The organism is Caballeronia arvi (genome assembly GCF_001544695.2).
In the GTDB taxonomy this organism is placed as follows: domain Bacteria; phylum Pseudomonadota; class Gammaproteobacteria; order Burkholderiales; family Burkholderiaceae; genus Caballeronia; species Caballeronia arvi.
The window spans coordinates 26,052-48,744 of the sequence record NZ_FCOM02000004.1 but is presented as its reverse complement, the minus strand read 5'-3'; the positions used below and the strand labels follow the sequence as shown (position 1 = coordinate 48,744).

Genomic DNA, 22,693 nt, shown 5'->3' with positions numbered 1-22,693 from the left:
GAAGTTATGCCCGTCATCGAATCGATTGCTGTTTGCGCGGCCGCCGTGCCGCTCGATCGCGTCACGTCGTTTTCCACCCGCACCGTATCGACGCGCCACTATGGGCTCGTCAAGGTTCGCTCGACGGATGGCGTTGAAGGTATCGGCTTCTGCTATATCGGCAGTGCGGCGGGCGAGTTGCTGACGGTGGCCGTCGAACAATTGCTCACGCCAGTGTTGATCGGCAAGGATTCGTATGCGGTCGAAGGGCTGTGGCAGGCGATGTATGACGAAGCGCTTCTGCAAGGACGCGCGGGCACCGTGATGCGCGCGCTGAGCATTCTCGATGTCGCGTTATGGGACCTCAATGCGCGCACGCATAAGCTGCCGCTGCATAAATATCTCGGCGCAAATGAACTGGAGACAGTGCCCGCTTATGCGAGCGGCGGCTATTACCTCGAAGGCAAGACGCCCGAAAAGCTCGGCGAAGAAATGGCGAGTTATGTCGAGAAGGGCTTTCGTGCGGTGAAAATGAAAGGCGGCAGGTTATCGCCGCAGGAAGAAGAGCGCCGTGTGAAAGCCGCGCGTGAAGCGGTGGGGCCGGACGTCGAACTCATGATCGACATGAACAATGGCTGGACCGATGTCACGCAGGCGCTTCAGCACGTGCGGCGCATCGAGCAATACGATCCGTACTTCATCGAAGAGCCTTTTTCACCCGATGATGTCGATAACCACGCGCGTCTCGCCAGAGCCACACGCATTCCGATCGCGACAGGCGAGATCGGCTATGGCCGCTGGTATCACAAAGAGCTACTCGACAAGGGCGCGGCCGCAATTCTGCAAACGGATGCGGCTGTGTGCGGCGGCATCACCGAATGGCGCAAGATTGCGGCGACCGCTGCAAGTCATGGCGTCGTGATGTGTCCGCACTGGTTTCACGATCTGCACGCGCCGCTCGTTGCCGCGACCCCGAATGCGCGCTATGTCGAATTCTTCTGGGACGATCAGGTGCTCAATTTCCGACGGTTGATCGACCGGCAACTGTCGCATCGCGATGGCCGCGTGAAGCTTCACGATGCACCCGGTCTCGGCTTCTCGTTCGATGAAAAGGAAGTCGCCAAATACGGTAAGTGGAAACACACTGCATAACGACGAATCATGTCAGACACGCTCAATAAAGTCATCGCGGGTCCGGTGATTCGCCTGCATCCCGAAGACAATGTCGTGATAGCGCGCACGGACGTGGCTATCGGCACGGCGGTTCCATCGGATAACTTCGTTTGCAGAAGCCAGGTCACGGCGGGCTATAAGATCGCAGCGCGCGCGATCGTCAAAGGCGAGGCCGTGCGCAAGTACAACGTGACGATCGGCTTCGCGAACACGGATATCGCAGCGGGCACGATGGTGCATAACCATAACGTCGAGTTCCGCGAGTTCGATCGCGATCATGCGTTCTGCGCGGACTATCGTGCGGTCGACATGCTCGCGGACGAGCAACGCGCCACGTTTCAGGGCATCGTGCGCGAGAACGGCGAAATCGCGACGCGCAACTACATCGGCATTCTGTCGACGGTGAATTGCTCGGCCACGGTTGCGCACAAGATTGCGCAATGGTTCACGCCGGAGCGTCTCGCCGACTACCCGAACGTGGATGGCGTGGTCGCGTTCACGCATGGCATCGGTTGCGGTATGGAGATGAGTGGCGAACCGATGGCGCTTCTGCGTCGCACGATGGCGGGCTATGCGCGGCATCCGAATCTCGCGGCGGCGCTCGTCATCGGGCTCGGTTGCGAACGCAATCAACTGGCCGGATTGATGGAGCAGGAAGGCTTGAGCGCGGGCTCGCGCCTGCATACGTTCATCATGCAGGAGAGCGGTGGCACGCGAAGGACGATCGAAGCCGGCATCGAAGCCGTGCGCGCGTTGCTGCCAGCTGCGAACCGCGTGACGCGCACGGCTGTGAGCGCCAGTCATCTGAAGATCGGCTTGCAGTGCGGCGGGTCGGATGGCTTTTCATCGATTACCGCGAATCCCGCGCTCGGCGCAGCCGTCGATCTGCTCGTTCGGCATGGCGGCACGGCGATTCTTTCGGAGACGCCGGAAATCTATGGCGTCGAGCACACGCTGACACGGCGCGCGGTGAGCCGTGAAGTCGGCGAGAAACTGCTCGAACGCATTCGATGGTGGAAGGAAGAATATTCCGTCGGACGCGACGTGCAGATCAACGGCAAGGTCAGCCCGGGCAATCAGATCGGCGGACTCGCGAATATCTTCGAGAAGTCGATTGGCTCGTCGATGAAAGGCGGCACGGGGCCGCTCATGGAGGTGTATCGCTATGCCGAACCCGTGAAGCAGCGCGGGCTCGTCTTCATGGACACGCCCGGCTTCGATCCCGTTTCCGCAACGGGACAGATCGCGGGCGGCGCGAATCTCATCGCGTTCACGACGGGACGCGGCTCGATGTTCGGTGCGAAGCCGGTGCCATCGCTCAAGCTCGCGACCAACACGCGCATGTTCGAGCGTTTGATCGAAGACATGGATCTGAATTGCGGCGGCATTCTCGATGGCGTTGCGTCCGTCGAGAGCACCGGCCGCGCGATCTTCGACGCGATGCTTGCCGCCGCTTCAGGCCAGCGCACGAAGAGCGAACTGCTTGGGCTTGGCGATCATGAATTCGTGCCGTGGCAGATCGGCATCATGAGTTGATCCAAAGCGCCGCGTGCGATCAACCGTCGATCGTCTCGTGCACGCCTTGCTCGCCGCGTTTCCAATACGCCGATGCGCGAATGCGCTTCTTGTCGATGCCGCGTTCTTCGCAGAGCAGCTTGCGCACGGCGCGCATCAGCGTGGCTTCGCCTGCGGCCCACACGTAGCCATCGCCATCGGGCAGATAGGTTTCGCGCAACGCGAGCAGAAGTGCGCCGCCCGGATGCTCGCTTTCATTTCGATAGCGCCACTGCACGTACAGATCGGCACGCGTATCGAATTCGATGCGCGCCGATGGATCGGCTACTTCGATCAGCGCCGCGACGCGCGTGCCTTCGGGCAACTCTTCGAGCCGGCGCGCGATGGCGGGCAGCGCGGTTTCATCGCCGATGAGGAGATGCCAGTCGAACTGCGTCGGAATCACGAACGAGCCACGCGGCCCGCCGATGCCGAGATGCTGGCCCGGCGCGGCTTGCACGGCCCACGCAGTTGCAGGACCGGCTTCGTGCAGCGCGAATTCGATATCCAGCTCGCGCGCCGCGCGGTCGAAGCGGCGCGGCGTGAAGTCGCGCGCGATCGGACGCGGCTTCGATGGATCGAACTCGGGACCATTGGGGCCGGCTTGCGGCAGCGCGGGCATCGGCTCACCCGGCTCCGGGAAAAACAGCTTCACGTGATCGTCGAACGATGCGCTGACGAAGTCTTCGAGGTCATCGCCCGTGAAGGTCACACGCACGAGATGCGGGTTGAGCGCCTGCACGCGCGTGACTTGCAGCAAACGAAACTTGAGCGCGTGGCGCACGCGCGTGACTTCGAGATCGGGCCGGTCTTGCAGGATGGAATCGGTCATCGTGTAGGGCTCCTTCTTACGCCTGCTTCGGCGCCGGGTTCTGTTCGATTTCCTCAGTCGCGCGGGCGAGGATCGCGGCGATGCGGCGCTGTTCGTCTTGCGGCGCATCGGTGCGCAGCAGCAGCGCCTTCTTCAGCGCGCGGCGCGCGGCGATCAGTTCGGGCGCCCAGCCGCCGTCGGCCGCAGCGTCGTCGATTTCCTCGCCCATGTATGCGCGGCGCACGAGATCCATCTTGCGCGCGAAATGCGTGAGCTTCGCGAGCATCAGGTCCACGCGCTCGCGATTCGACGCGAGATAGTCGCGGCCTGCATCGGACAGCGCATAGCGTTTGCGATTGCCTTCCAGCTCGACGGTCGTATAGCCGAGCTCTTCCAGATAAGTGAGCGCCGGATACACCATGCCCGGACTCGGTGCGTAAAAGCCGTTCGAGCGGTCTTCCAGCGCCTTGATGAGTTCGTAGCCGTGACGTGGTGCTTCGGCGAGCATCGCGAGAAGCAGCAATTGCAGGTCGTCCGATGAGAACTTGCGGCCGCGCGGCATGCCATCTTCACCACCGAATCCACCCATGCCGCCCGGGCCGCCCGGGCCGCCCATTCCACCGGGACCACCGCCGAAGCGGCCGCCGCCGCCGTGGCGATGACGGCCGACCATGCCCCAGCGTTCGAAAGCGAAGCGTTCGGCCCACTCGGGCGCGTCGAACGGGGAATCAAAACCGAATGCGCGGAAACTGGCATCACGCGCGCGTTGAAAGCAACGAGATTTCATATGAAAACTCCAGATATGTCGTAAAACATATCTAAAGATATATATCGTAAGAGCGTCTGTCAAGCGGAGTTTTCGGGGAGCGATCCTACGGGGCGCGCGCATTTTGAACGCCGCATACAATCACGCGCATTGTCCTTTGCATTCATAAAACCATGAGCCACTTTCTTCCCGTCAGGCTGGAGCACGCCAGCCGCCTCATCAATCATGGTCCAACGGTGCTCGTCACGAGCGCGCACGGCGGCCGGCGCAACGTGATGGCCGCAGCGTGGTCGATGCCGGTGGAATTCACGCCGCCGCGCATCGCCGTCGTGATCGACAAGAACACGTACACGCGCGAGCTCGCCGCCGCGAGCGGCAGGTTCGGGATCATCGTGCCGGGTGCGGCGATGATCGATCTGACTTATGCGGTCGGCTCGACGAGCGGGCGCGAGATCGACAAGTTCGAGGCCTTCGGCATCGACACGGTGCAAGGGCCGGTGCTCGGCCTGCCGCTCATCGAGACGAACTGCGCGGCGTGGCTCGAGTGCAGGCTCATCGACGAAAAGCACACCGAAGACGCCTACGACACCTGTTTCGCGGAAGTCGTCGCCGCCGCCGCGGATACGCGCGTGTTCGTCGACGGCCACTGGACCATCGACGAATCGAATCAGCCGCTGCACACGATCCATCATCTCGGCGCGGGCAAGTTCGTGCGCGCGTCGTCGATGGAGCAGGCGAAGCCGCTTGCACGCTGATGTGTTCCACGGGCGCCTCGCGCGCCCGCTTTAGCCCGCGAACGAAGGGCTAAAGATTCCCCGTTCCCCAGTCGATAAAGAGACGTCGACCGCGAAAGACCGAAAGGCTATTCGCGGCGGCGCTTTTGAGCGTGCGATCCGTCAATTCGAATTCGGACGCGCGCGACAAGATGGGTGAGGACAGGTTTGCCGAGGTCTCGCGCAGCATGAGGGATAGACCGCAGCAACGACCGCTCGCACCGTCAGGGGAAAGGGGTGTGGTATGGAACAGCGTTTTTCGGTCGTGCGATTCGTGATTCATCTCGTCGTCTTCACGAGTCTTTTGTTGCTGAGGCTCGTCGTTTCGCTCGTTGTTTCGCCGGACGGGCAGGGCGGCATGACGGCGTTCATCGCGTGCGTGGCGGCGCTCGCGGCTGGATACATGGTCTGGTACGCAACGTCGGAAGGCTATCTGCGCAATCTGATGAGCGGGGTCGTCGTCTATCTCGCGCTCGCAGCCGTGGTGGCCGCGTGCCCGGCACTCGTGCTCGTGCTGGCCGTCTGGTCGATCTTGCGTCTCGTGAAGGAGGGGCGTGCGCTGCTCGTTCACGCGATCTCGGGCATCGCGCTCTTCGTGCTGATTTTTCCGATGCCTTTCGCGCAACGCATCGGTATGCCCGAACTGGCGGGTGCGCCTGCCGCGATTGCTTACACAGCGTTCGCGCTCGCGTGGTCTGTGCGGGCGTCGCGCAGTCCGCTAAAGGCAGGCCTTTTCAGATTCGCGACGATGCTGCTCGCGGTGCCGCTGATTGCATCGTGTGTCGCGCTCGTGGGCGGGGGCATGCTCGGGCGGCCGGAACGACGCGTGCGTAACTCGATGATGCGCGCGCGGAAAGCGCCGATGTGGGCGGGGACGGTCAAGGCATCGCCGGCAATCGTGGAGGTGCTGGCTCCGGCGGTGGAGGTCTAACGCTCGGGGGGCGATGGCGTCGAGGCCACGCCGGCATTCTGCTTCCCGTGAAACCCGCTCCCCTCCACCCACGCCCTGTGATAAAACCAATCGACAACCTGTCCGCGGCCCAGCACAAAACCCAGGAGACTCGATGACTTCCCCCCGGCGCGACACGAGCATCGAAACCAACGAAAAAGCCCCGCACGAGCCGCTCACATCCTATTACCCCGACGAATCCCGGCGACGCCTCTGGCTGCGCGGCATCTTCGACCGCACGGCCTCCGACTACGATGCCATCGAACGCGCGATGGCCTTCGGCTCGGGCCCGTGGTATCGCAAACGCGCGCTGCGCTCGGCGGGTCTCGCGCGCGGCATGCGGGTGCTCGATGTCGGCATGGGAACGGGGCTCGTGACTAGGGAAGCGGTCGCGATCACCGGTAACCCCGCGCTCGTCACGGGCGTCGATCCGAGTCCGGGCATGGTCGGACAGGCGCATCTGCCGAAGGGCGTCGAAACGCGCATCGGCACTGCCGAAGACCTGCCGTGCGACACCGCCGCCTACGATTTCCTCAGCATGGGCTTCGCATTGCGCCACGTCAGCGACCTCGCGAAAGTCTTCGACGAATATTTTCGCGTGCTCGCGCCCGGCGGACGGCTCTGCGTGCTCGAAATCACCCGCCCCGCGCATGGCGTGGGCACCGCCGCGCTGAAGCTGTACATGCGCGGCGTCGTGCCGATGATCGCGCGAATCGTCGGGAAGAAAGAGGAAAGCGTCGAGCTGATGCGTTATTACTGGGACACGATCGAAGCCTGCGTGCCGCCCGACACTGTGCTCGCCGCCATCCGCCGCGCGGGTTTCGCGAACGTGCGCCGCGATGTCGAGCTCGGCATCTTCTCCGCTTATTGCGCGACCAAGCCCGCCGCCTGAGCGGCGTCGAGGATCACGGCCGCGCGCCCGCTCAGCAGCAAGCGTCCCTTGCAATGCACGGCAAAGCGATAGAGCACGGTGTTATCGTCGCCGCCCATGCGCTCGGCATCGATATCGAGCGGGCCGTCGAGCGTATCGAGACGATCGATGTGCATCTGAACGCCGCGCACGCTCGTCAGCATACCGACGCGCGGACGCTCGCTCGCATCGCCGACGAGCGCGCCATGCGTCGCCATCGCCTGCGCGGCATATTCGATGCCGCACACCGACGCGAGCCGTCCTTTCGAACGCAACGGATTGTCGGAGGCGAGATGGCTCGTCGCCGTGCAGCGGATATGCTGCGCATCCCACGCGATGACGGCATCGAGCAGGCACATCGAACCGGTATGCGGAATGCGCGCCGCGATCCAGTCGCGATCGAGAATGTGCGCGTCGCTCATGTCGGGTCGATATCCACGGCAAGGCGCGTGCCGTCGAGGTAATCGAGCACGACGCCCGTTGCCTGCCCGCGCGCCAGCACTTCGAGCAGCGGCAGCGCACGCGCCGCGGGGTTCGACAGGCGCAGCGCTTCGAGATCCGCATCGGCGAAGCTGAACGCGTCGGCGTCCGTGAGACGCGCCTCGATGCGCGCCAGCGTGCGGCCGCTCGATTCAGGCGCGAGCACGAGCGCGACGCCAAACGCATCGGCGATCGGGCGCGCGTGGCGCAACGGCTCCGGATAGTCCGTGTCGTAGGCGACGAGCAGCGTCGCGGCGCCATCGACGCTCACTTGCGCGAGACTTTCCAGCAAGCCCGCCGCGAAGCTGCCGTCATAAGCGCACAGCACGTTCGATGCAGCCATCGCGCGCGTCGCGATGCTCCAGTAGCCCGCGGGCGCGTTGTGGACGGAGTTGTGGAAGCGCGTTGGCGAGAGTTGCGGCTCGTCGCTCGCGAGCGTTTCGCAGATCGCGTGAAAATTCCCGCCATCACCGCCGGATGCCGCGAACACGGCGGCGAGCGTCGCGGCATCGCGCCCGCTCTGCGCGACCGCTTCGTGCGCGGCCGCGAGCGCCGCGCGCACGACTGGCCCGGTGCGGCGCCGCTCGGCGGAAGGCAGGCTGGCGGGCGCCGGCAGCGCGGTCCGCACGGCGGCGTCGCGTGCGGCGCGTTGCATCAGCACGCTGGCGGCCTGCGGCCAGTCCGCGAGCCCCGGTCCGATCACGCCGATCCCCTCGATATACGCACGCAATGGAGTCATGCCGATGCCGCTCCCTTGCGTCCGAACACAAGACTGCAGTTCGTCCCGCCGAAGCCGAACGAATTGGACAGCACTGCGCAGAGCGGCGCGTCGCGCGACGTGAGCACGTAGTCGAGACCGAGCACGGGATCGGGCTCCGTCGTGTTGGCGCCGGCGGGAATCATTCCGTGCTTCAGCGCGAGCGCCGCGATCACCGCTTCGAGCGCGCCTGCCGCGCCCAGCGTGTGTCCCGTCGCGCCCTTGGTCGAACTGCACGGCACGCGGTCGAACAGGTCCGTGAGCGCGCGGCTTTCGGCGGCGTCGTTGCTGGGCGTCGCCGTGCCGTGCAGGTTGACATAGCCGATGTCGCGCGCATCGAGGCCCGCGCTCGCGAGCGCCTGTTCCATCGCAATGCGCGCGCCGAGCCCTTCGGGGTGCGGCGACGACATGTGATACGCGTCGCTCGATTCGCCGATGCCGAGCAGACGAATCGCGTCGCCATCGTCGGCACGGTCGGCACGGTCGGCCGCGTCACGTTCGAGCAGCCCGAACGCCGCCGCCTCGCCGATAGAAATGCCGTCGCGCTTCACGTCGAACGGCTTGCACGGCCCGGTCGACAGCAGTTCGAGCGAATTGAAGCCGTAGAGCGTCGTGAGGCAGAGCGTATCGACGCCGCCGACCACGGCCACGTCGATGAGACCGGTTTCGAGCATGCGCCGCGCCGAGCCGAACACCTTCGCGCCCGACGAACACGCCGACGACACCGACACCGCCGGTCCGCGCAGCCCGAAATACGCGCGCACGAAGCCGGCGAGCGAATACGGATTGTGCGTGGTCGCGTAGTTGAAATCGGCGGGCAGCGCGCCGGTTTGCGCATCCCGGCGGCGGTACGCGAGTTCAGTTTCCAGAATGCCCGCGGTGCTCGTGCCCATGAACACGCCGACGCGCGCCGCGCCCACCCGCGCGATCGCTTCGCGCACGCGCGCATCGAAGCTGTCCTGCGTCATCGCCAGTTGCGCGAGGCGGTTGTTCCGGCAGTCGAATTCAGCGAGGTCCGCGCGGACCGGCGCGTCTTCGATGCCCCCGACGCGCCCCGTGTAGGTGCGCAGCGCGGCGCCCTCGAAGTCGCATGGCGCAAGGCCGCCTCGGCCTTGCGCGAGCGCGGCGAGCGTCGCGTCGAGGCCGCGTCCCGCGCAGCTCGTGGCGGTGAAATGCGTAAGCAAAAGAGGATTCACTACAGGTTCGGCCTCGACATTCAGTGGCGGTTCAGTGCGATTAATTGTAACAAACGAGGGTTTTCGGCCGGGACGACGCTCAGCCGGCCGGTCGCGCGATCAGCAGACGATTGGCGTCGTGCGCGCCGCTGCCCATCGGGCGAATCGTCGTGTGAAAGCGCAACTCGTCGAGCAGCGCGAGCCATTGCGCTTCGCTGCGGCACGTGAGCCCGTTCGCGCGTCCCGACCGGGCGATCTGCACGCCGAAATCGACGGCGCGATCGAGCTTCGCGTGCCAGCCCGCGGCGGCGTCGCTGACGCGCAGAAGCAGCACGCCGTCCGGCGCGAGGCTCGCGCGCACGCGGCGGAGGATGGACGCTTGCGCGTCGGCATCGACGTAATGCAGCACATCGCACGCGACGACGACATCGGCCTCTGGAAACGGCGCGACACGAATGTCGTCGCAGACGAAGCGGATGCGCGCTGCGTGCGCCTTCAATGCGATGCGCGCCCGTTCGACATCGCGCTGCGTCAGCTCGATGCCGTGCAGCGAATGCGGCAGGGGCGGCGCGGGCCAGTGCGGCGGCCACTTCTGTGAAGCGTCATCGCGATGCCACGCGTGCGCGCCGACGAGCCACGCGGCGAGCAGGCCCTGGCCGCTGCCGAGATCGAGGATGCGCGCGCCATCGCCGATCAGTCCGTGCGCGAGGACGTGGGCGAAGAACGGATCGTGACGCAGCTTCGCCGACGCGAAGTGCCACGCGAACCGGCCCGCGGCGCGGTAAGGACGGCAGGCGGCTTCGATGAGCGCGGTCGGGACCATGCGGACGCAGGTGAGGATGGGCCCGTGCAGTCTAGCCGACTAACCGACGATCGCCTCGCGCAAGGTTGCGGTGACGAGCCCGCGATCCGCCGCCGCGCGCAACACCGTATCGAGCGCGGCCAGCACGACCGGCGCGCCGTCGGGGTCTTTGGCGGCGTGGCCATCGTGGACGAGCAGGATGTCGCGCGCCGCGAACCCGTTCAGCAGACGCCGGGCGACGAGCGCCGCGTCGCCCGCGCGCGTATCGAAACCGCGCCGCGTCCAGCTCGCGAGATGCAGGCCGAGACCGCACAGCACGGGCTCCAGAAACGGATTGCGCAAACCGGCGGGCGCGCGAAAGAACACGGGCCGCGTGCCCGCGATTCCGCCGATCGTCGCTTGCGCCGCTTTGATCTCGCGCCGGAGCGCGCCCGGCCCCATCAGCGAAAAATTGTGCCGATGCCGCTGGCTATGGTTCTCCACCGCATGTCCGCGCGCGACGATCGCCTCGACGATGCGCGGATGCGCTCGCACCCGCTCGCCGATGCAGAAGAACGTCGCGCGGGCGCGATGCGCGTCGAGCAGATCGAGCACGCGCGGCGTGACGTCGGGATCGGGACCGTCGTCGATAGTGATCGCGATGCACGCGCCCGCCGATTCCGGCAGCGTCGTCCAGTTGTGGCCGAGCAGCGAACTGCGCGGCCAGAGCCCCGCCGCCGTCAGCGCGAGATGCGACGCGATCACGCTGCCCGCCGCCCACGGCCATGCGCCGGGCGCAACCGCCAGCGACGCGAGCGCGCCCGCGTGCACGGCCAGCGCGCCGCCGATCAGCGGCGTCGGAGTCCATCGGCGTGGCGTGCCCGGTGGGTTCATCGCCTGAATCCGGAGCGCGGCGCGAGGATCGCCGAAAACAGCAGCGCCAGAATCGCGCCGGGGCCCACGGTCAGGCCGAAGGTTTTCAACATCGGCACGCTGGAGAGCGCGAGCAGACCGAAGCCGAGCACGGTCGCGAGATTCGCGATCACGAGCGACACGAGCGTTTGCGGCGAGATCGCGTTGTCCTCCGCGTGCGCGCGATAGTTGAAGAAGAGCGCGTAATTCGACCCGACCGCGACGATCAGCAGCATGCCGATCAGATGCAGGATCGTCAGCGACTTGCCCGCCAGCGCGAGCGCCGCGATCACGACGATCACCGCCGCGACGAGCGGCGCAAGCGTGCGCGCCGCGCGCACCGGCGAGCGCAGCGCCAGCACGAGCAGCACGACGATCGCGGCGAAACCGCCGAGCGAAAGACGAATGTCCTCGTGCACATAGTTCTGATAGAGGCGGTCGGCCTCGGCTTTCATATCGACGAAAAGCGCGTCCGGCACGTGCGACGATGCCACCGCCGCACGGATCGTCTGTGCCTGCACGTCGGAGCCTTGCGGCGCGCGCAAGGGCAGCATCGCGGTCCAGCGGCCGTCGCGTTGCGTGAGGAGCGAATCGACGGCGAGCGCCATCGACGTGCCTTGCAGATCGGCGCGGCGCACGAGCGGCTGCGCGCGGGCGGCGTCGATATCGGCGATGAAGGGCTCGAAGACTTCGGGCTTCACGCGGATCGTCTGATCGCGCAGCGCGGCGGCGAGGCGCGTGCGCAAATCATCGGCGGGCGGCAGGCTCGCGATGCGCGCGCGCTGCGCCGCATCGCTCGGCAGATAGCGCGCGGGGCTTTCGTAGCCGGCGATCACGTGTTGATCGACCAAGGGCTGGAGCTGATGCGCAACCGCTTCCGCACGCTCCAGCGCCGCCTGCTCATCCGCCGCCGACACCACGACGAGATAGCGCACGTCCGGCGCGCCGACATCCGCGCGCAGGCGTTCATCGAGATCCTGGCTCGCTTTCGGGACCGGGCTCAGCGCAGACAATTCCTGACTCCACAATCCATGCCGCTGCATCAGCAATGCGGCAACGGCCACGAGCAGCAGCACGGCGAGCGCCACGCGCAAGCGCGACGCCTGCGCCGCGACACGCGCGAGCAGATTGCCGAGGCGCGACACGTCGCGGATCGCGAAGCCTTGCGGCAGCAGATGCGGCAGCACGAAACGCGTGACGATGCCCGCCGTCGACAGACCGACGATCGAATACAGCCCGAGTTGCACGAGGCCCGGAAAGCCGGAGAAGAGCATCGACGCGAAGCCGCAGATCGACGTCAAGACGCCGAGACGGATCGTCGGCCAGAAGCCCGCGACCCAGTCTTTCAGCGATTCGCGTCGCCCGCCAAAGGTCACGCCCGCCGACTGCACGAAGAGATAGATCGAATAATCGACGGCCTCGCCGATCAGCGTCGTGCCAAAACCGAGCGTCAGGCCATGCACGGTGCCGAAGGCGAGGCTCACGGCGGCGACGCCCGCCGCGACGCCCGACAGAACGGGCATCAGACCGAGCAGCAACGTGGGCAGCGATCGATACACCGCCAGCAGCAGCACGACGATCAGCACGATGCTCGCCGCCGACAGCCAGCGCACGTCGTGCATGATCGTGTCGCGCGTCTCGACGGCGAACACGCCGGGGCCCGTCATCAAAAGACGATACGACGGCGCAACCGATGCAAACGCATCGCGGATGGCGGCCATCGCGCTCGCCTGCGCATCGGTGTCGGAACCGGCGTTCGCGGTTTGCGCGAGCAACACGGCGCGCTGGCCGTCGCGCGATGCCCACACGCCGTCGCGCATCGCGGGCTGCGCGCCGCTGTCGAGCTGGCTGACGAGCGCGGTGACTTCGCCGGTCGGATCGTGCGGCAGCAGGTCTTTCGCCATCATGCCCGCCGATGACGTCAGCAAGTCGAGGCTGTCGGCGAGCGCATCCTTGAGGCCGGTTTCGCTGAAACGCTCGGGCGTCACCGCCGGACTCAGCTGATAGCGATGATCGAACACGAAGCGCTCGTCGCGCGCCTGTCCGACCGGTTCGCCATTGTTGATCGCGGAAAAGCGCTTGTCTTCACGCAGCTTCGCGGCGATCTGGCGCGAGACCTCCGCGCGCCCCTTTGCATCGCCACCTTCGATGCCGACGAGTATCAGCCGCGACACGAGGCCGTCGCGCAACTGTTCGACGAGCACGCGCTGCTGCTCGCTGGGCGAGCGCGGCAGGAACGCGGAGAGATCGGCGGTAAAGCTCGTGCGCGCGATGATCGCTGCACACACCGCGAGAAAGCACAGCCAGACGATGACCGCAGGCCGACGAAGAACCGCGCGCATGCGTGTTCAGTGCGCCGACGCGTCTTGCAGGCGCATCAGCGAACGGTCGCCATCGGCCTGTCTGATCTCGACGCGCGCGAGCGCTGCGCCCGTGCCGGCGAGCGTGATCGAACTGACTTTCTGCTTCATGCGCGAATCGATCGGCACGAGCGTGAGCGTCCAGTCGTTGCCTTTACCGTCGATCGAGACCTTGTACGCCTCTTCCAGCGCGAAGCGGTTGCCCGCGAGCGTCGCGCGGATGCTCTCGATGAACGCGCCCAGCTCCGGATAGTTGCGCAGCGGAATGGTGATCTTGCGGCCGTTGCGATCGACGGTGAGCATGTCGCCATCGACGACGAGATTCTCGGGCTTGGGGCTGACCGTATGCTTTTCCAGATGGTCCGGCGCGACGAACACGAGTTCGCCCGACGATTCGAGCGGCTCCTGCGCGATCTTCAGATAACGCGTCTCGGTGAAATTCGCGCGGCCGGACTTCTTCGCGCCGAGCGTGTTCATCAGGCGATCGAGCGTCCAGGGCGTGTCGGCCGCGGCGCTGATCGTCGGTCCGGCCGACAGCAATGCGGCCATGAAAACCGCGGCGAAAACTCGCATAAGCTCAGGCATCCTTCACAACTTTTTGCAAGACGGCGCCCGTCGCGCGCCCGGGCGCCTGCGCGGCGTTCGCCTGCCAGAAGTCGAAATAATTGAACCAGTTGTACGGCGCGGCGCGGCAATACTGCTCCAGCAGCGCGACGTAGCGCGTCAACGCGGCATCGACGGCGGCGGCGCGCTCGCTGCGCTCGACGGTCGAGAAATCGGCGAGCGTTTCGAAGTGAATGTCGTAGCGATTGCCGCCGAGATACAGCCCCGTCATGAAGACGACCGGCCGCCGCAGCACCGCCGCCATGTGCAGCGGCCCGAGCGGAAACGCGGCGGGCGCGCCGAGAAAATCGCGCTCCTTCAGCGTGTCGCCGGCCTGGCGCAGCGTGCGGTCCGCGAGAATGCCGACGAGACTGCCCGCGTCGAGCCGCTCGCGCACTTTGAGCATCGCATCGACCTTGCCGAGCCCGATCACGTCGTGCTGCGCGGCCGGATTCACGGCCGCGAGAATCGCGCCAATCTTGCGCGCGTTCTCCTCGTACATCGTGATCGCGATGCGGATATGCGGCTGCGCCCGCCCGATCGCGCGCACCACTTCGAAGCTGCCGAGATGCGCGCCCATCAGAAACGCGCCGCGCCCGTCGGCGAGCGCGGCTTCGACGTGTTCGACGCCATGTGTGCGGATATCGAACAGATCGAAGCGTTCGTTGAGCAAATAGATGCGGTCGTGAATCGTCGATGCGAACGAAAACACATGGCGATAGCCGTCGCGCCAACCCGCGTGCCGTCCGAGCGCACGATTCAGATAAGCACGCGACGCACGCCGGGCGCGCGGCGAGAAGGCCACGAAATACGCGGTGATGATCCGCAGCAGCACGCGTCCCGCGCGCCGTCCGAAGCGCAGCGATATCCACGTCATGAAACGCAGCAACGCGAGGTTGCTGCGTTCCTGGCGGTCGGCCCAGTCGTCGCGGTTGCGCGGTTCGTTCACGATGTGTGTTTGTCCGTTGCCGCGAGCGCACCGCTCGCCACCGCGCGTTCGCCCGCGCGGATCGTGAAGCGGATCGCGCCGCTCGCCGCCGTCTCGTAGGCGATGTCGAGCGTCTCGCCCGGTTTCGCCGGACTCAAAAATTTCGCCGATTCGATCCGGCACGCGTCGAAACGCTGTCCGAGCGCGACGCTGATCGCATCGAGCGCGTGATCGAGGAGGACTACGCCCGGCACGATCGGACGTCCCGGGAAATGTCCGGCGAGCGCGGGATGGCCGGGCGGCACGGTGAACGTCAGCGCGGCGCGCCGGTTGCGTTCGGTTTCGATCAGCTTCGTCAGCACTTCGCGCGGCAGCTTGCCGGTTGCGTTGCGCGGCAGCGAATCGACGAACAGAAGCGGCCGCGGCATGAACGCGGCATCGATGCGTTCGCGCAAGGCGCGTTGCAAATCGGCCGCAACGAGGTCCGGCGCGACCACGAGCGCCATCAGGCGGCGCACCGGCTCGCTGTCGGACGCAGATTCGTCGGGCATGTAGAACACGCCATCGACGACGCCCGGCACCGCGTTCAACTGATGGTTCAGATACGCGAGCGACGTGCGCTTGCCCGCGATATTGATCAGATCCGCTTTGCGTCCGTGCAGCAGAAAATGCGCGCCGTCGATGAGTTCGAGCGCGTCGCCCATCGGCACGGGCACTTCCACATGACCGCCCGATGCCCACATCGTCTGTTCGCCGGGATCGTTGGAATGGTCGGAACCGTCCGCGCGCGGCGTCAGCGTGATGTCGGCAAACAGCTCCCATGCGGCGGTGCGCGCGGTGCGGCGCGTCGCGATCTGGCCGGTTTCGGTGCTGCCGTAGATTTCCATCAGCGGTGCCTGCAGGCGCGCTTCCGCGTCGAGCGCCAGCTTTTCCGATAACGGCGCGGTCGCCGACAGCACCAGCGACGCGCGCGGCAGCGCTTCGTCGTTGGCCAACAGCGCGCGAAGGTGGATCGGCGAACTCACGAGCACGCGCGGCTCTGGGATGGCATCGAGCTCCGCGCGGATATCGACGGGATAGAACGGCTGGCGGTTGCTGAACGCGAGGCCGCCGAGCAGCGCGAGCAGCACGGTCGATTCGAAGCCGTACATGTGCTGCGGCGGCACGGTGCCGATGAGCGTCGCGCGTGCTTCGCCAAGCAGATTAAGGCGCGCCGCCGCCGCGCGCACGTTCTTCACCAGAAAGCCCCACGTCTTGCGATGCGGCACCGGCGCGCCGGTCGAGCCGGACGTGAACACGTAGGCCACGACGCGCGCGCCGTCGATGTGCGGCACCTGCGTTTCGCCGTCCGCGCGCACCGGCGCGCGCTCCGGATAACGGAAGCGCGGCAGATTGATCGCGCAGTCGTCGTGGTCGTGCAGACAGAACGCGTCGGGGGCGAACGAGGCGAGGGCGCGCACCATGTCGGGCGTGTGCGTCGACGGCAGCAGGCTCGTCTTGCCCGCGACGAGGGTCGCGCACAGGCTAACCGTGAAGCGGTATCGATCCGTGCACACGTTGAACACGTGCCCGCCTTCGGGCAGCGCGGCGGCGAGCGCGCGCACATCGGCGAGAAATTCGCGCACGCTGATGGGCGCGCCGTCGCGCCAGGCGATCGTCTGATCCGGCGACGCGTGAAAAACCAGCGGAAAAGTCTGCATGGGCGATGAGTTCGTCGGCATCACCGCGCCCCGCTGCGACGCATCTGCATCGAATGCATATAGGCGCGTACGGCGTCCATGATGCCCGACGGCGCCATGTCCGGCAGCGCGATGCGGCGGCACGCGTATTCGGCGACGAACATCAGCCCGACCGCCGGCAGCGCGAGATAGTTCGCGAAGGTGGACCACGCGACGATCGACGCGAGCGCGAACAGCGCGGTCGAAACGAGCGCCGTCGCGATGAAGAAGAGCGTCCACGCGACCGTGACGCCGCGCGTATAGCGCACGACGCGCGGTTCGAGCTTGCCGTGGACCATCGTCGCGAACTGGGTGCAGAGCGGTTCGCGGCCGGCCGCGAGCGTGCGGCCGAACATCCACGCGAGCGCGAGATTGAAGCCCGCGTGCTCCAGCCACAACCCCCAGCCGAAGTGCGCGGTGAGCGGGGCGCGTCCGAGCCACAACACGGCGCACGCGAGCGCCCAGAGCGGCAGCAGCCATGCGCGTGCGCTCGAGCGCACCGCGCCGTTCAGCGTGACGAGCAACAGCGGCGCGAGGACGAGTGCGAGTCCGAGCCCGTGCGCGCCCGGCGTGGACGCGGCATGATGCGCGGCAAGCTGGTAGGCGACGATCGCGGCCACGACGCCGGCCGCGCGCAGGAAGCGGGCGGCGCTCATCGAATTACACCTGCGCCGCGCATGACAGCGCGGGACGAAAGGAAAAAGGTACGCAACATGGGATGCGGCTGCGGCGTTCTTTCTGAACGCTCGGTTGTTGAACAAAGATGCGGCAGTCGCCCGCCTGACGATCATTTTCCCGCGTGGGTGCGGGCCCGGTCTGTAACCGATTGTTCGATGATCTTACATTCGTCAGACGGGCGAATTTTACCCTACCGGCGCGGCCCCCCGAGCGGAGGGGGAAGCTACTGATTTTTCTCAATAAAATGGTGCCGGTGCCCGGCGTACGGCCGGTTACCTTTACTACTAGGCGTGCCAGAGGGCATCGTCTAGAATTTCGCCACCGCAATTATCTCGATAACAGGCGGCCGGCAGCGTGCGGAGAACGCGGGGCGCACGTATTGCGAGCGACCTTCGCCGCGCGTTTTTGCGCTGGTTGTACACACGATGAATGAACTGGAAAGAGAGCTCGCCGAGCTGATCGTCGCCGAACTGAATCTCGAGGACGTCGATCCCAAGGCCGTCTCGGCCGATACGCGCTTGTATGAAGAAGGTTTCGGGCTCGATTCCATCGATATCCTCGAGATCGCGCTGCTGATCTCGAAGAAGTACGGCTTCGAGCTGCGCTCGGACAATCCCGACAACCAGAAAATCTTCGCGAGCCTCGGCGCGCTCGCGGCGCACGTCGCCGCGCATCGCACGAAATAGGATGCGGCTCGTCCGCTCGTTCGACACGCAGCCGCTGTCATGCAAATGAAATCCGCCGCATCGAGACTGGACAACGCGCACGCTCGTGCGGGCCCGTTGCGGCGACACATGAAAGCGGAGTGCAATCGATGATGGAAGCCCCATGCGCGCGCTCGTAACCGGCGGCAGCGGCGCGATCGGACAGGCGGTGAGCAGAACGCTGGCGACCGCCGGACACGAAGTCTGGATTCACGCGAACGGCGGCATCGAACGCGCTGAAAGCTGCGCGCAAGCGATCCGCGCGGCGGGCGGCAGGGCGCACGCCATCGCCTTCGATGTCACCGATCCCGACGCCACCGAAACCGCGCTCGCGCGCATTCTGGCCGACGGTCCCGTCCAGATTCTGGTGAACAACGCGGGCATCCACGACGACGCGCCGATGGCCGGCATGACGCGCCAGCAATGGAAGCGCGTGATCGACGTGACGCTCGACGGTTTTTTCAACGTCACGCAGCCGCTTTTGATGCCGATGATCCGCACGCGCTGGGGACGGATCGTCAACATGTCGTCGCTGTCGGGGCTGATGGGCAATCGCGGGCAGGTGAACTATGCGGCGGCGAAGGCCGGGCTGATCGGCGCGACGCGCGCGCTCGCGCAGGAACTCGCATCGCGCGGCATCACGGTGAATGCGGTGGCGCCGGGCGTCATCGATTCGCCGATGCTCGGTGAGGCGTTTCCGCCCGAGCGCATCAGGCAGCTCGTGCCGGCGCAGCGCGCGGGCACGGCGGAAGAGGTTGCGGGCATGGTCGCGTATCTGGTGTCGGATGCGGCGGCTTACGTGACCGGACAGGTCTTGTCGATCAACGGCGGAATTGCATAAGGAGGGGAGGAGCATGAGCGAAACGCAGCAGCAAACCTGGGACGTCGTCGTGATCGGCGGCGGTCCGGCCGGATCGACGGCGGCGACGCTGCTCGCGGACCGCGGCTATCGCGTGCGCGTGCTGGAGAAGGCGCGGCATCCGCGCTTTCATATCGGGGAATCGCTGCTGCCGGCGAATTTGCGGCTTTTCGAACGGCTCGGTGTCGCCGATGAAGTGCGCGCGATCGGCATGGTCAAGCTCGCGGCCGAGTTCGTGTCGCCGCAGCACGACAATCGCCTGCAACGTTTTATGTTCGCCGATGCGTGGGACAAGTCGATGCCGAGCGCGTATCAGGTGCGCCGCTCCGAACTCGACGAAATCCTGCTGCGCAACGCCGCGAAGCACGGCGCGCATGTGAGCGAGGGCTGCCGCGCGCGCGATGTCGCGTTCGCGACCGACCATTCCAGCGCGACGATCAGCGCCGAGCACGACGATGGCCGCATCGAGGAAGTGCGGGCGCGCTTTATCGTCGATGCATCGGGCCGCGACACGCTGCTCGCGAATCAATTCAAGACGAAGCGCCGCAACGCGCGCCACAACTCGTCGGCGCTGTACGGCCATTTCAGCAACGCGCGCCGCAACGCGGGGCAGAACGAAGGCAACATCACCGTGTTCTGGTTCGAACACGGCTGGTTCTGGTTCATTCCGCTCGCCGACGGCGCGACGAGCGTCGGCGCGGTCGTGTGGCCGACGTATCTGAAGCGCCGTCCGAAGGGCACGACGGTCGAGGCGTACTTCCGCGAGACGATCGCGCTCTGTCCGCCGCTCGCCGAGCGCCTGAGCGACGCCGAACTGATCAGCGAAGTTCACGCGACGGGCAACTACGCCTACACCGGCGACATGACGCACGGACGCAACTTCCTGCTGCTCGGCGACGCCTTCGCGTTCATCGATCCGGTATTTTCGTCCGGCGTGATGCTCGCGATGCAAAGCGCGTTCGCGGGCGCCGAGGCCATCGACGGCGCGCTCTCGAACCCGGCCGACGCGCCGGCCGCGCTCGCGAAGTTCGACCGCGACGTGCGCCACGGCCCGCGCGAGTTCTCGTGGTTCATCTACCGCATGACGTCGCCGACGATGCGCAATCTCTTCATGGGACCGAGAAACCCGCTGCGCATGAAGGAAGCGCTGCTGTCGCTGCTGGCGGGCGATATCTTCGGCACGACGCCCATCTGGCATTCGCTGCGCGCGTTCAAGGGCATCTACTACGTCACAGCGGCGCTCGACTGGCGCAATTCGCTGCGCGCATACCGGATGCGAAAGCGCAATCTGAGCGATGCGGAACGCGCGGAGCTGTCGGCCAATTGATGACGATGCCGTCGATCCGTCCGTCGCGCTTTGCGTTTTTGATGCTTCTCGTCGCGAGCGGCGCTGCCTGCGCCGAAGAAGAAGCGCCGCCGCCGGAGAAGCCGCTGTGGGAGCTTGGCATCGGCGCGGGCGTGGCCGCGTTTCCGCATTACCCCGGTTCCGACCAGACGCGCGCATGGGTCTTTCCGTTTCCGTACGTGATCTATCGCGGCAAGTTTCTGCGCGCGGACCGCGACGGCGTGCGCGGCCAGTTGCTCGCTACCGACCGCGTCAACTTCAATATCAGCGTGCTCGGTTCGCTGCCGGTCTCCAGCCGCGACGACAACGCGCGCGCCGGCATGCCCGATCTCAAGCCGACGATCGAAATCGGTCCGTCGGTGGAAGTGCATCTGTGGCGCACGCCGTCGCGCGACATGCTGCTCGATCTGCGCATGCCGCTGCGCTTGGGCATCACGCTGGAATCGTCGCCGAAGACGGTCGGCTGGCAGTTCGAGCCGAATCTGAACCTCGATCTCGTCGATGTCGCGGGTGTGTCGGGCTTGCGCGTCGGCATGTTCGCCGGGCCGATGTTCGCGAACGGTCACTACAGCGATCACTATTACACCGTCGCGCCGCAATACGCGACGCCCGGCCGGCCGGCGTTTCAGGCGAGCGGCGGCTATTCCGGCGCGCAGGCGCTCGTGTCGATGTCGCGGCGCTTCAGCCATTACTGGGTCGGCGCGTTCATGCGCTATGCCAATCTCGCGGGTGCGAGCTTCGCCGACAGCCCGCTCGTGCGTCAGAAAAGCGTGCTGTCGGGCGGCGTGGCGCTCGCGTGGGTGTTCGGGCAATCGTCGAAAACGGTGGCGAGCGATGAGTGACGCGCATCGGAAAATCGGCGGCGAACATGGGCGGTCGCTCGAAAGCGTCTGGCAAGGCGTGGCGTTCTATTTCGCGCTCGTCGTGCTCGCGCTCGTGTGTCTCGCGTGGTTCCCGTTCGCGCTCGTTTTGCGATGCGTGCTGTCCGTCGATGCGGGGCGGCGCGTCGGGCGCGCCGTCGTGCAGCGCGTATGGCACATGTACTTCGCGCTGCTGCGCACGCTCGGCGCGTGCCGCTTCGATCTCACCGAACTCGATTCGCTCGCAGGCGAACCCGCGATGATCCTCGCGCCGAATCATCCGTGCCTGCTCGATGCGCTGCTCATCGCGTCGCGCGTGCCCGATACATGCTGCGTAATGAAGGGCGACGTCGCCGGCAACGTGTTCCTCGGGCCGGGCGCGCTGCTCGCGGGGTATATCGTCAACGACACGCCTGTCGGGCTGATTCGTTCCGCCGTCGCCGAACTGCGGCGCGGCAGTCCGCTCCTGCTGTTTCCCGAAGGCACGCGCACGGAAAGCGCATCGGTGAATCCGCTGAAAGGTGGCATCGCGCTGATCGCGGCGCGCGCGCAGGCGCCGGTGCAGACGCTCATCATCGAAACGGATTCGGGCTTTCTCGGCAAGGGCTGGCAGATCTTCAGGAAGCCGGCGCTGCCGATCACCTATCGCGTGACGCTCGGCCGGCGTTTCGCGCCGCCGGGACGCGATCACGCCGCGCTGCAGGCGTTCATCGGCGAATTGCAGCGCTTCTATGACGGCGAGGTCGACACGCATCGCACGCGCGACTGAGCGACCGAGAGCGGCGACGTCCACAGACGTTAAAATTCGTCGCATCTTTTCGTTTTCTGTTTTCCCTAATGCCTTCGACACGCGCATCGTCCACGCATCTCGTCCTCATTCCGAGCTACAACCCCGGCGAGAAAGTCGATGAAACCGTGCGCGGCGCGCGCGAGCAGTGGAATCCGGTGTGGGTCGTCGTCGATGGCAGCACGGACGGCAGCGCCGCACGTCTCCTCCAAATGGCCGAAGCCGATCCCGGCCTGCGCGTGATCGTGCTGCCGGCAAATCGCGGCAAAGGCTCGGCGATCCTCGCGGGCCTCGACGAAGCGGCGAAACTAGGCTTCACGCACGTGCTGACGATGGACTCGGACGGCCAGCATCCCGCCGCGCTGATCCGCACGTTCATGGAAACGTCGATGGCCGCGCCCGAAGCGATGATCCTCGGCCGCCCCAGATTCGACGCGAGCGCGCCGCAATTGCGCGTGCAGGGGCGGCGCATCTCGAACGGCTGGGCGAATCTGGAGACGCTTTGGATGGGCATCGGCGATTCGCTGTATGGCTTTCGCGTGTATCCGGCCGCGCCGCTCGCCGCCGTGATGCGCTCGCAAACGTTCATGCGCCGTTTCGATTTCGATCCCGAAGCCGTGGTGCGTCTCTGCTGGCGCGGCGTGCAGCCGATCAATATCGACGCGCCCGTGCGCTACTTCAGTCCGGAAGAGGGCGGCGTTTCGCATTTTCACTATGGCCGCGACAACGCGCTGCTCACATGGATGCACGCGCGGCTATTTATTGGTTTTCTGATACGGCTGCCGCTGCTGATTGCGCGTCGCCTGAAAACCCGTTAAAGCCTTATCCGGT

At 66.0% G+C, this 22,693-nt stretch carries 23 protein-coding genes; 11 read left to right on the top strand and 12 right to left on the bottom strand.

From position 1 onward, the window contains the following. Positions 1–6: 6 nt before the first annotated feature. Together AWB74_RS06510 and AWB74_RS06505 are read left to right on the top strand one after the other, a co-directional pair. On the top strand, positions 7–1,131 hold the full coding sequence (locus AWB74_RS06510; RefSeq protein ID WP_061145965.1) for a mandelate racemase/muconate lactonizing enzyme family protein: 1,125 nt from the start codon (positions 7–9) through the stop codon (positions 1,129–1,131). 9 nt (positions 1,132–1,140) lie between these two features. Further along, complete coding sequence (locus tag AWB74_RS06505; protein WP_061145964.1) at positions 1,141–2,688, top strand: UxaA family hydrolase; 1,548 nt, start codon at positions 1,141–1,143, stop codon at positions 2,686–2,688. A 19-nt stretch (positions 2,689–2,707) separates the two neighbouring features. Here AWB74_RS06505 and AWB74_RS06500 read toward each other — a convergent pair whose 3' ends face one another. Both AWB74_RS06500 and AWB74_RS06495 read right to left on the bottom strand, forming a co-directional pair. Continuing rightward, positions 2,708–3,538, bottom strand: a complete 831-nt coding sequence (locus AWB74_RS06500) for a siderophore-interacting protein (RefSeq protein WP_061145963.1) — start codon at positions 3,536–3,538, stop codon at positions 2,708–2,710. Positions 3,539–3,554: 16 nt separating this feature from the next. Next, positions 3,555–4,304, bottom strand: coding sequence for a PadR family transcriptional regulator (locus tag AWB74_RS06495; protein WP_061145962.1), 750 nt, complete (start codon positions 4,302–4,304; stop codon positions 3,555–3,557). A gap of 152 nt (positions 4,305–4,456) precedes the next feature. On the opposite strand from AWB74_RS06495, the gene AWB74_RS06490 reads away from it, so the two are divergent. The 3 genes from AWB74_RS06490 to AWB74_RS06480 all read left to right on the top strand — a co-directional run bounded on the left by AWB74_RS06490 (position 4,457) and on the right by AWB74_RS06480 (position 6,897). After that, positions 4,457–5,038, top strand: coding sequence for a flavin reductase family protein (locus AWB74_RS06490; protein ID WP_061145961.1), 582 nt, complete (start codon positions 4,457–4,459; stop codon positions 5,036–5,038). Between the two features lie 262 nt (positions 5,039–5,300). Continuing rightward, complete coding sequence (locus AWB74_RS06485) at positions 5,301–5,987, top strand: hypothetical protein (RefSeq protein ID WP_061145960.1); 687 nt, start codon at positions 5,301–5,303, stop codon at positions 5,985–5,987. 133 nt (positions 5,988–6,120) lie between these two features. After that, positions 6,121–6,897, top strand: coding sequence for a class I SAM-dependent methyltransferase (locus AWB74_RS06480; RefSeq protein WP_061145959.1), 777 nt, complete (start codon positions 6,121–6,123; stop codon positions 6,895–6,897). Here the strand turns inward: AWB74_RS06480 and AWB74_RS06475 are convergent. The 10 genes from AWB74_RS06475 to AWB74_RS06430 form a co-directional block, all read right to left on the bottom strand. Then, positions 6,870–7,337, bottom strand: coding sequence for a hotdog family protein (locus AWB74_RS06475; RefSeq protein WP_061145958.1), 468 nt, complete (start codon positions 7,335–7,337; stop codon positions 6,870–6,872). The genes AWB74_RS06480 and AWB74_RS06475 overlap by 28 nt on opposite strands. Then, on the bottom strand, positions 7,334–8,134 hold the full coding sequence (locus AWB74_RS06470; protein ID WP_061145957.1) for a beta-ketoacyl synthase chain length factor: 801 nt from the start codon (positions 8,132–8,134) through the stop codon (positions 7,334–7,336). The genes AWB74_RS06475 and AWB74_RS06470 overlap by 4 nt, the downstream gene beginning before the upstream one ends. Beyond that, positions 8,131–9,348 (bottom strand): beta-ketoacyl-[acyl-carrier-protein] synthase family protein, encoded by a 1,218-nt coding sequence (locus tag AWB74_RS06465; RefSeq protein WP_061145956.1) that lies wholly within the window; start codon positions 9,346–9,348, stop codon positions 8,131–8,133. Before AWB74_RS06465 ends, AWB74_RS06470 begins: the two co-directional genes overlap by 4 nt. Positions 9,349–9,427: 79 nt before the next feature. After that, on the bottom strand, positions 9,428–10,150 hold the full coding sequence (locus AWB74_RS06460) for a class I SAM-dependent methyltransferase (RefSeq protein ID WP_061145955.1): 723 nt from the start codon (positions 10,148–10,150) through the stop codon (positions 9,428–9,430). Positions 10,151–10,189: 39 nt separating this feature from the next. Further along, the gene (locus AWB74_RS06455) at positions 10,190–11,002 is read right to left on the bottom strand and encodes a polysaccharide deacetylase family protein (RefSeq protein ID WP_061145954.1); all 813 of its coding nucleotides are present in this window, start codon (positions 11,000–11,002) and stop codon (positions 10,190–10,192) included. Continuing rightward, positions 10,999–13,362, bottom strand: coding sequence for an MMPL family transporter (locus AWB74_RS06450; protein ID WP_061145953.1), 2,364 nt, complete (start codon positions 13,360–13,362; stop codon positions 10,999–11,001). Before AWB74_RS06450 ends, AWB74_RS06455 begins: the two co-directional genes overlap by 4 nt. A 6-nt stretch (positions 13,363–13,368) precedes the next feature. Continuing rightward, positions 13,369–13,953, bottom strand: coding sequence for a LolA family protein (locus tag AWB74_RS06445; RefSeq protein ID WP_087038869.1), 585 nt, complete (start codon positions 13,951–13,953; stop codon positions 13,369–13,371). A gap of 4 nt (positions 13,954–13,957) precedes the next feature. Then, complete coding sequence (locus tag AWB74_RS06440) at positions 13,958–14,932, bottom strand: LpxL/LpxP family acyltransferase (RefSeq protein WP_061145951.1); 975 nt, start codon at positions 14,930–14,932, stop codon at positions 13,958–13,960. Then, positions 14,929–16,611 carry an AMP-binding protein gene (locus tag AWB74_RS06435; protein WP_061146170.1) on the bottom strand — a complete coding sequence of 561 codons (1,683 nt, stop codon included), beginning with the start codon at positions 16,609–16,611 and terminating at the stop codon, positions 14,929–14,931. The genes AWB74_RS06440 and AWB74_RS06435 overlap by 4 nt, the downstream gene beginning before the upstream one ends. A 20-nt stretch (positions 16,612–16,631) precedes the next feature. Then, complete coding sequence (locus AWB74_RS06430; RefSeq protein ID WP_061145950.1) at positions 16,632–17,285, bottom strand: COG4648 family protein; 654 nt, start codon at positions 17,283–17,285, stop codon at positions 16,632–16,634. Positions 17,286–17,732: 447 nt separating this feature from the next. Between AWB74_RS06430 and AWB74_RS06425 the strand changes: the two genes are divergently transcribed. The 6 genes from AWB74_RS06425 (at position 17,733) to AWB74_RS06400 (ending at position 22,680) form a co-directional block, all read left to right on the top strand. Then, complete coding sequence (locus AWB74_RS06425; protein ID WP_061145949.1) at positions 17,733–17,993, top strand: phosphopantetheine-binding protein; 261 nt, start codon at positions 17,733–17,735, stop codon at positions 17,991–17,993. Between the two features lie 142 nt (positions 17,994–18,135). Beyond that, positions 18,136–18,852 (top strand): 3-oxoacyl-ACP reductase FabG, encoded by a 717-nt coding sequence (gene fabG, locus AWB74_RS06420; RefSeq protein ID WP_061145948.1) that lies wholly within the window; start codon positions 18,136–18,138, stop codon positions 18,850–18,852. Between the two features lie 13 nt (positions 18,853–18,865). Continuing rightward, a complete protein-coding gene (locus tag AWB74_RS06415) occupies positions 18,866–20,197 on the top strand; it encodes an NAD(P)/FAD-dependent oxidoreductase (protein ID WP_061145947.1) in 1,332 nt (443 codons plus the stop codon). Then, the gene (locus tag AWB74_RS06410; protein WP_061145946.1) at positions 20,197–21,057 is read left to right on the top strand and encodes a MipA/OmpV family protein; all 861 of its coding nucleotides are present in this window, start codon (positions 20,197–20,199) and stop codon (positions 21,055–21,057) included. Before AWB74_RS06415 ends, AWB74_RS06410 begins: the two co-directional genes overlap by 1 nt. Continuing rightward, positions 21,050–21,844, top strand: a complete 795-nt coding sequence (locus AWB74_RS06405) for a lysophospholipid acyltransferase family protein (RefSeq protein WP_061145945.1) — start codon at positions 21,050–21,052, stop codon at positions 21,842–21,844. Before AWB74_RS06410 ends, AWB74_RS06405 begins: the two co-directional genes overlap by 8 nt. Before the next feature lie 68 nt (positions 21,845–21,912). Further along, complete coding sequence (locus tag AWB74_RS06400) at positions 21,913–22,680, top strand: glycosyltransferase family 2 protein (protein ID WP_061145944.1); 768 nt, start codon at positions 21,913–21,915, stop codon at positions 22,678–22,680. Positions 22,681–22,693 lie beyond the last annotated feature (13 nt).

Excerpts from the sequence above, each read along its gene's own strand:
- AWB74_RS06510 (WP_061145965.1), top strand. The coding sequence starts at position 7 with ATGCCCGTCATCGAATCGATTGCTGTTTGCGCGGCCGCCGTGCCGCTC.
- AWB74_RS06505 (WP_061145964.1), top strand. The coding sequence starts at position 1,141 with ATGTCAGACACGCTCAATAAAGTCATCGCGGGTCCGGTGATTCGCCTG.
- AWB74_RS06500 (WP_061145963.1), bottom strand. The coding sequence starts at position 3,538 with ATGACCGATTCCATCCTGCAAGACCGGCCCGATCTCGAAGTCACGCGC.
- AWB74_RS06495 (WP_061145962.1), bottom strand. The coding sequence starts at position 4,304 with ATGAAATCTCGTTGCTTTCAACGCGCGCGTGATGCCAGTTTCCGCGCA.
- AWB74_RS06490 (WP_061145961.1), top strand. The coding sequence starts at position 4,457 with ATGAGCCACTTTCTTCCCGTCAGGCTGGAGCACGCCAGCCGCCTCATC.
- AWB74_RS06485 (WP_061145960.1), top strand. The coding sequence starts at position 5,301 with ATGGAACAGCGTTTTTCGGTCGTGCGATTCGTGATTCATCTCGTCGTC.
- AWB74_RS06480 (WP_061145959.1), top strand. The coding sequence starts at position 6,121 with ATGACTTCCCCCCGGCGCGACACGAGCATCGAAACCAACGAAAAAGCC.
- AWB74_RS06475 (WP_061145958.1), bottom strand. The coding sequence starts at position 7,337 with ATGAGCGACGCGCACATTCTCGATCGCGACTGGATCGCGGCGCGCATT.
- AWB74_RS06470 (WP_061145957.1), bottom strand. The coding sequence starts at position 8,134 with ATGACTCCATTGCGTGCGTATATCGAGGGGATCGGCGTGATCGGACCG.
- AWB74_RS06460 (WP_061145955.1), bottom strand. The coding sequence starts at position 10,150 with ATGGTCCCGACCGCGCTCATCGAAGCCGCCTGCCGTCCTTACCGCGCC.
- AWB74_RS06455 (WP_061145954.1), bottom strand. The coding sequence starts at position 11,002 with ATGAACCCACCGGGCACGCCACGCCGATGGACTCCGACGCCGCTGATC.
- AWB74_RS06450 (WP_061145953.1), bottom strand. The coding sequence starts at position 13,362 with ATGCGCGCGGTTCTTCGTCGGCCTGCGGTCATCGTCTGGCTGTGCTTT.
- AWB74_RS06445 (WP_087038869.1), bottom strand. The coding sequence starts at position 13,953 with ATGCGAGTTTTCGCCGCGGTTTTCATGGCCGCATTGCTGTCGGCCGGA.
- AWB74_RS06435 (WP_061146170.1), bottom strand. The coding sequence starts at position 16,611 with ATGCAGACTTTTCCGCTGGTTTTTCACGCGTCGCCGGATCAGACGATC.
- AWB74_RS06430 (WP_061145950.1), bottom strand. The coding sequence starts at position 17,285 with ATGAGCGCCGCCCGCTTCCTGCGCGCGGCCGGCGTCGTGGCCGCGATC.
- AWB74_RS06425 (WP_061145949.1), top strand. The coding sequence starts at position 17,733 with ATGAATGAACTGGAAAGAGAGCTCGCCGAGCTGATCGTCGCCGAACTG.
- fabG (WP_061145948.1), top strand. The coding sequence starts at position 18,136 with ATGCGCGCGCTCGTAACCGGCGGCAGCGGCGCGATCGGACAGGCGGTG.
- AWB74_RS06415 (WP_061145947.1), top strand. The coding sequence starts at position 18,866 with ATGAGCGAAACGCAGCAGCAAACCTGGGACGTCGTCGTGATCGGCGGC.
- AWB74_RS06410 (WP_061145946.1), top strand. The coding sequence starts at position 20,197 with ATGACGATGCCGTCGATCCGTCCGTCGCGCTTTGCGTTTTTGATGCTT.
- AWB74_RS06405 (WP_061145945.1), top strand. The coding sequence starts at position 21,050 with ATGAGTGACGCGCATCGGAAAATCGGCGGCGAACATGGGCGGTCGCTC.
- AWB74_RS06400 (WP_061145944.1), top strand. The coding sequence starts at position 21,913 with ATGCCTTCGACACGCGCATCGTCCACGCATCTCGTCCTCATTCCGAGC.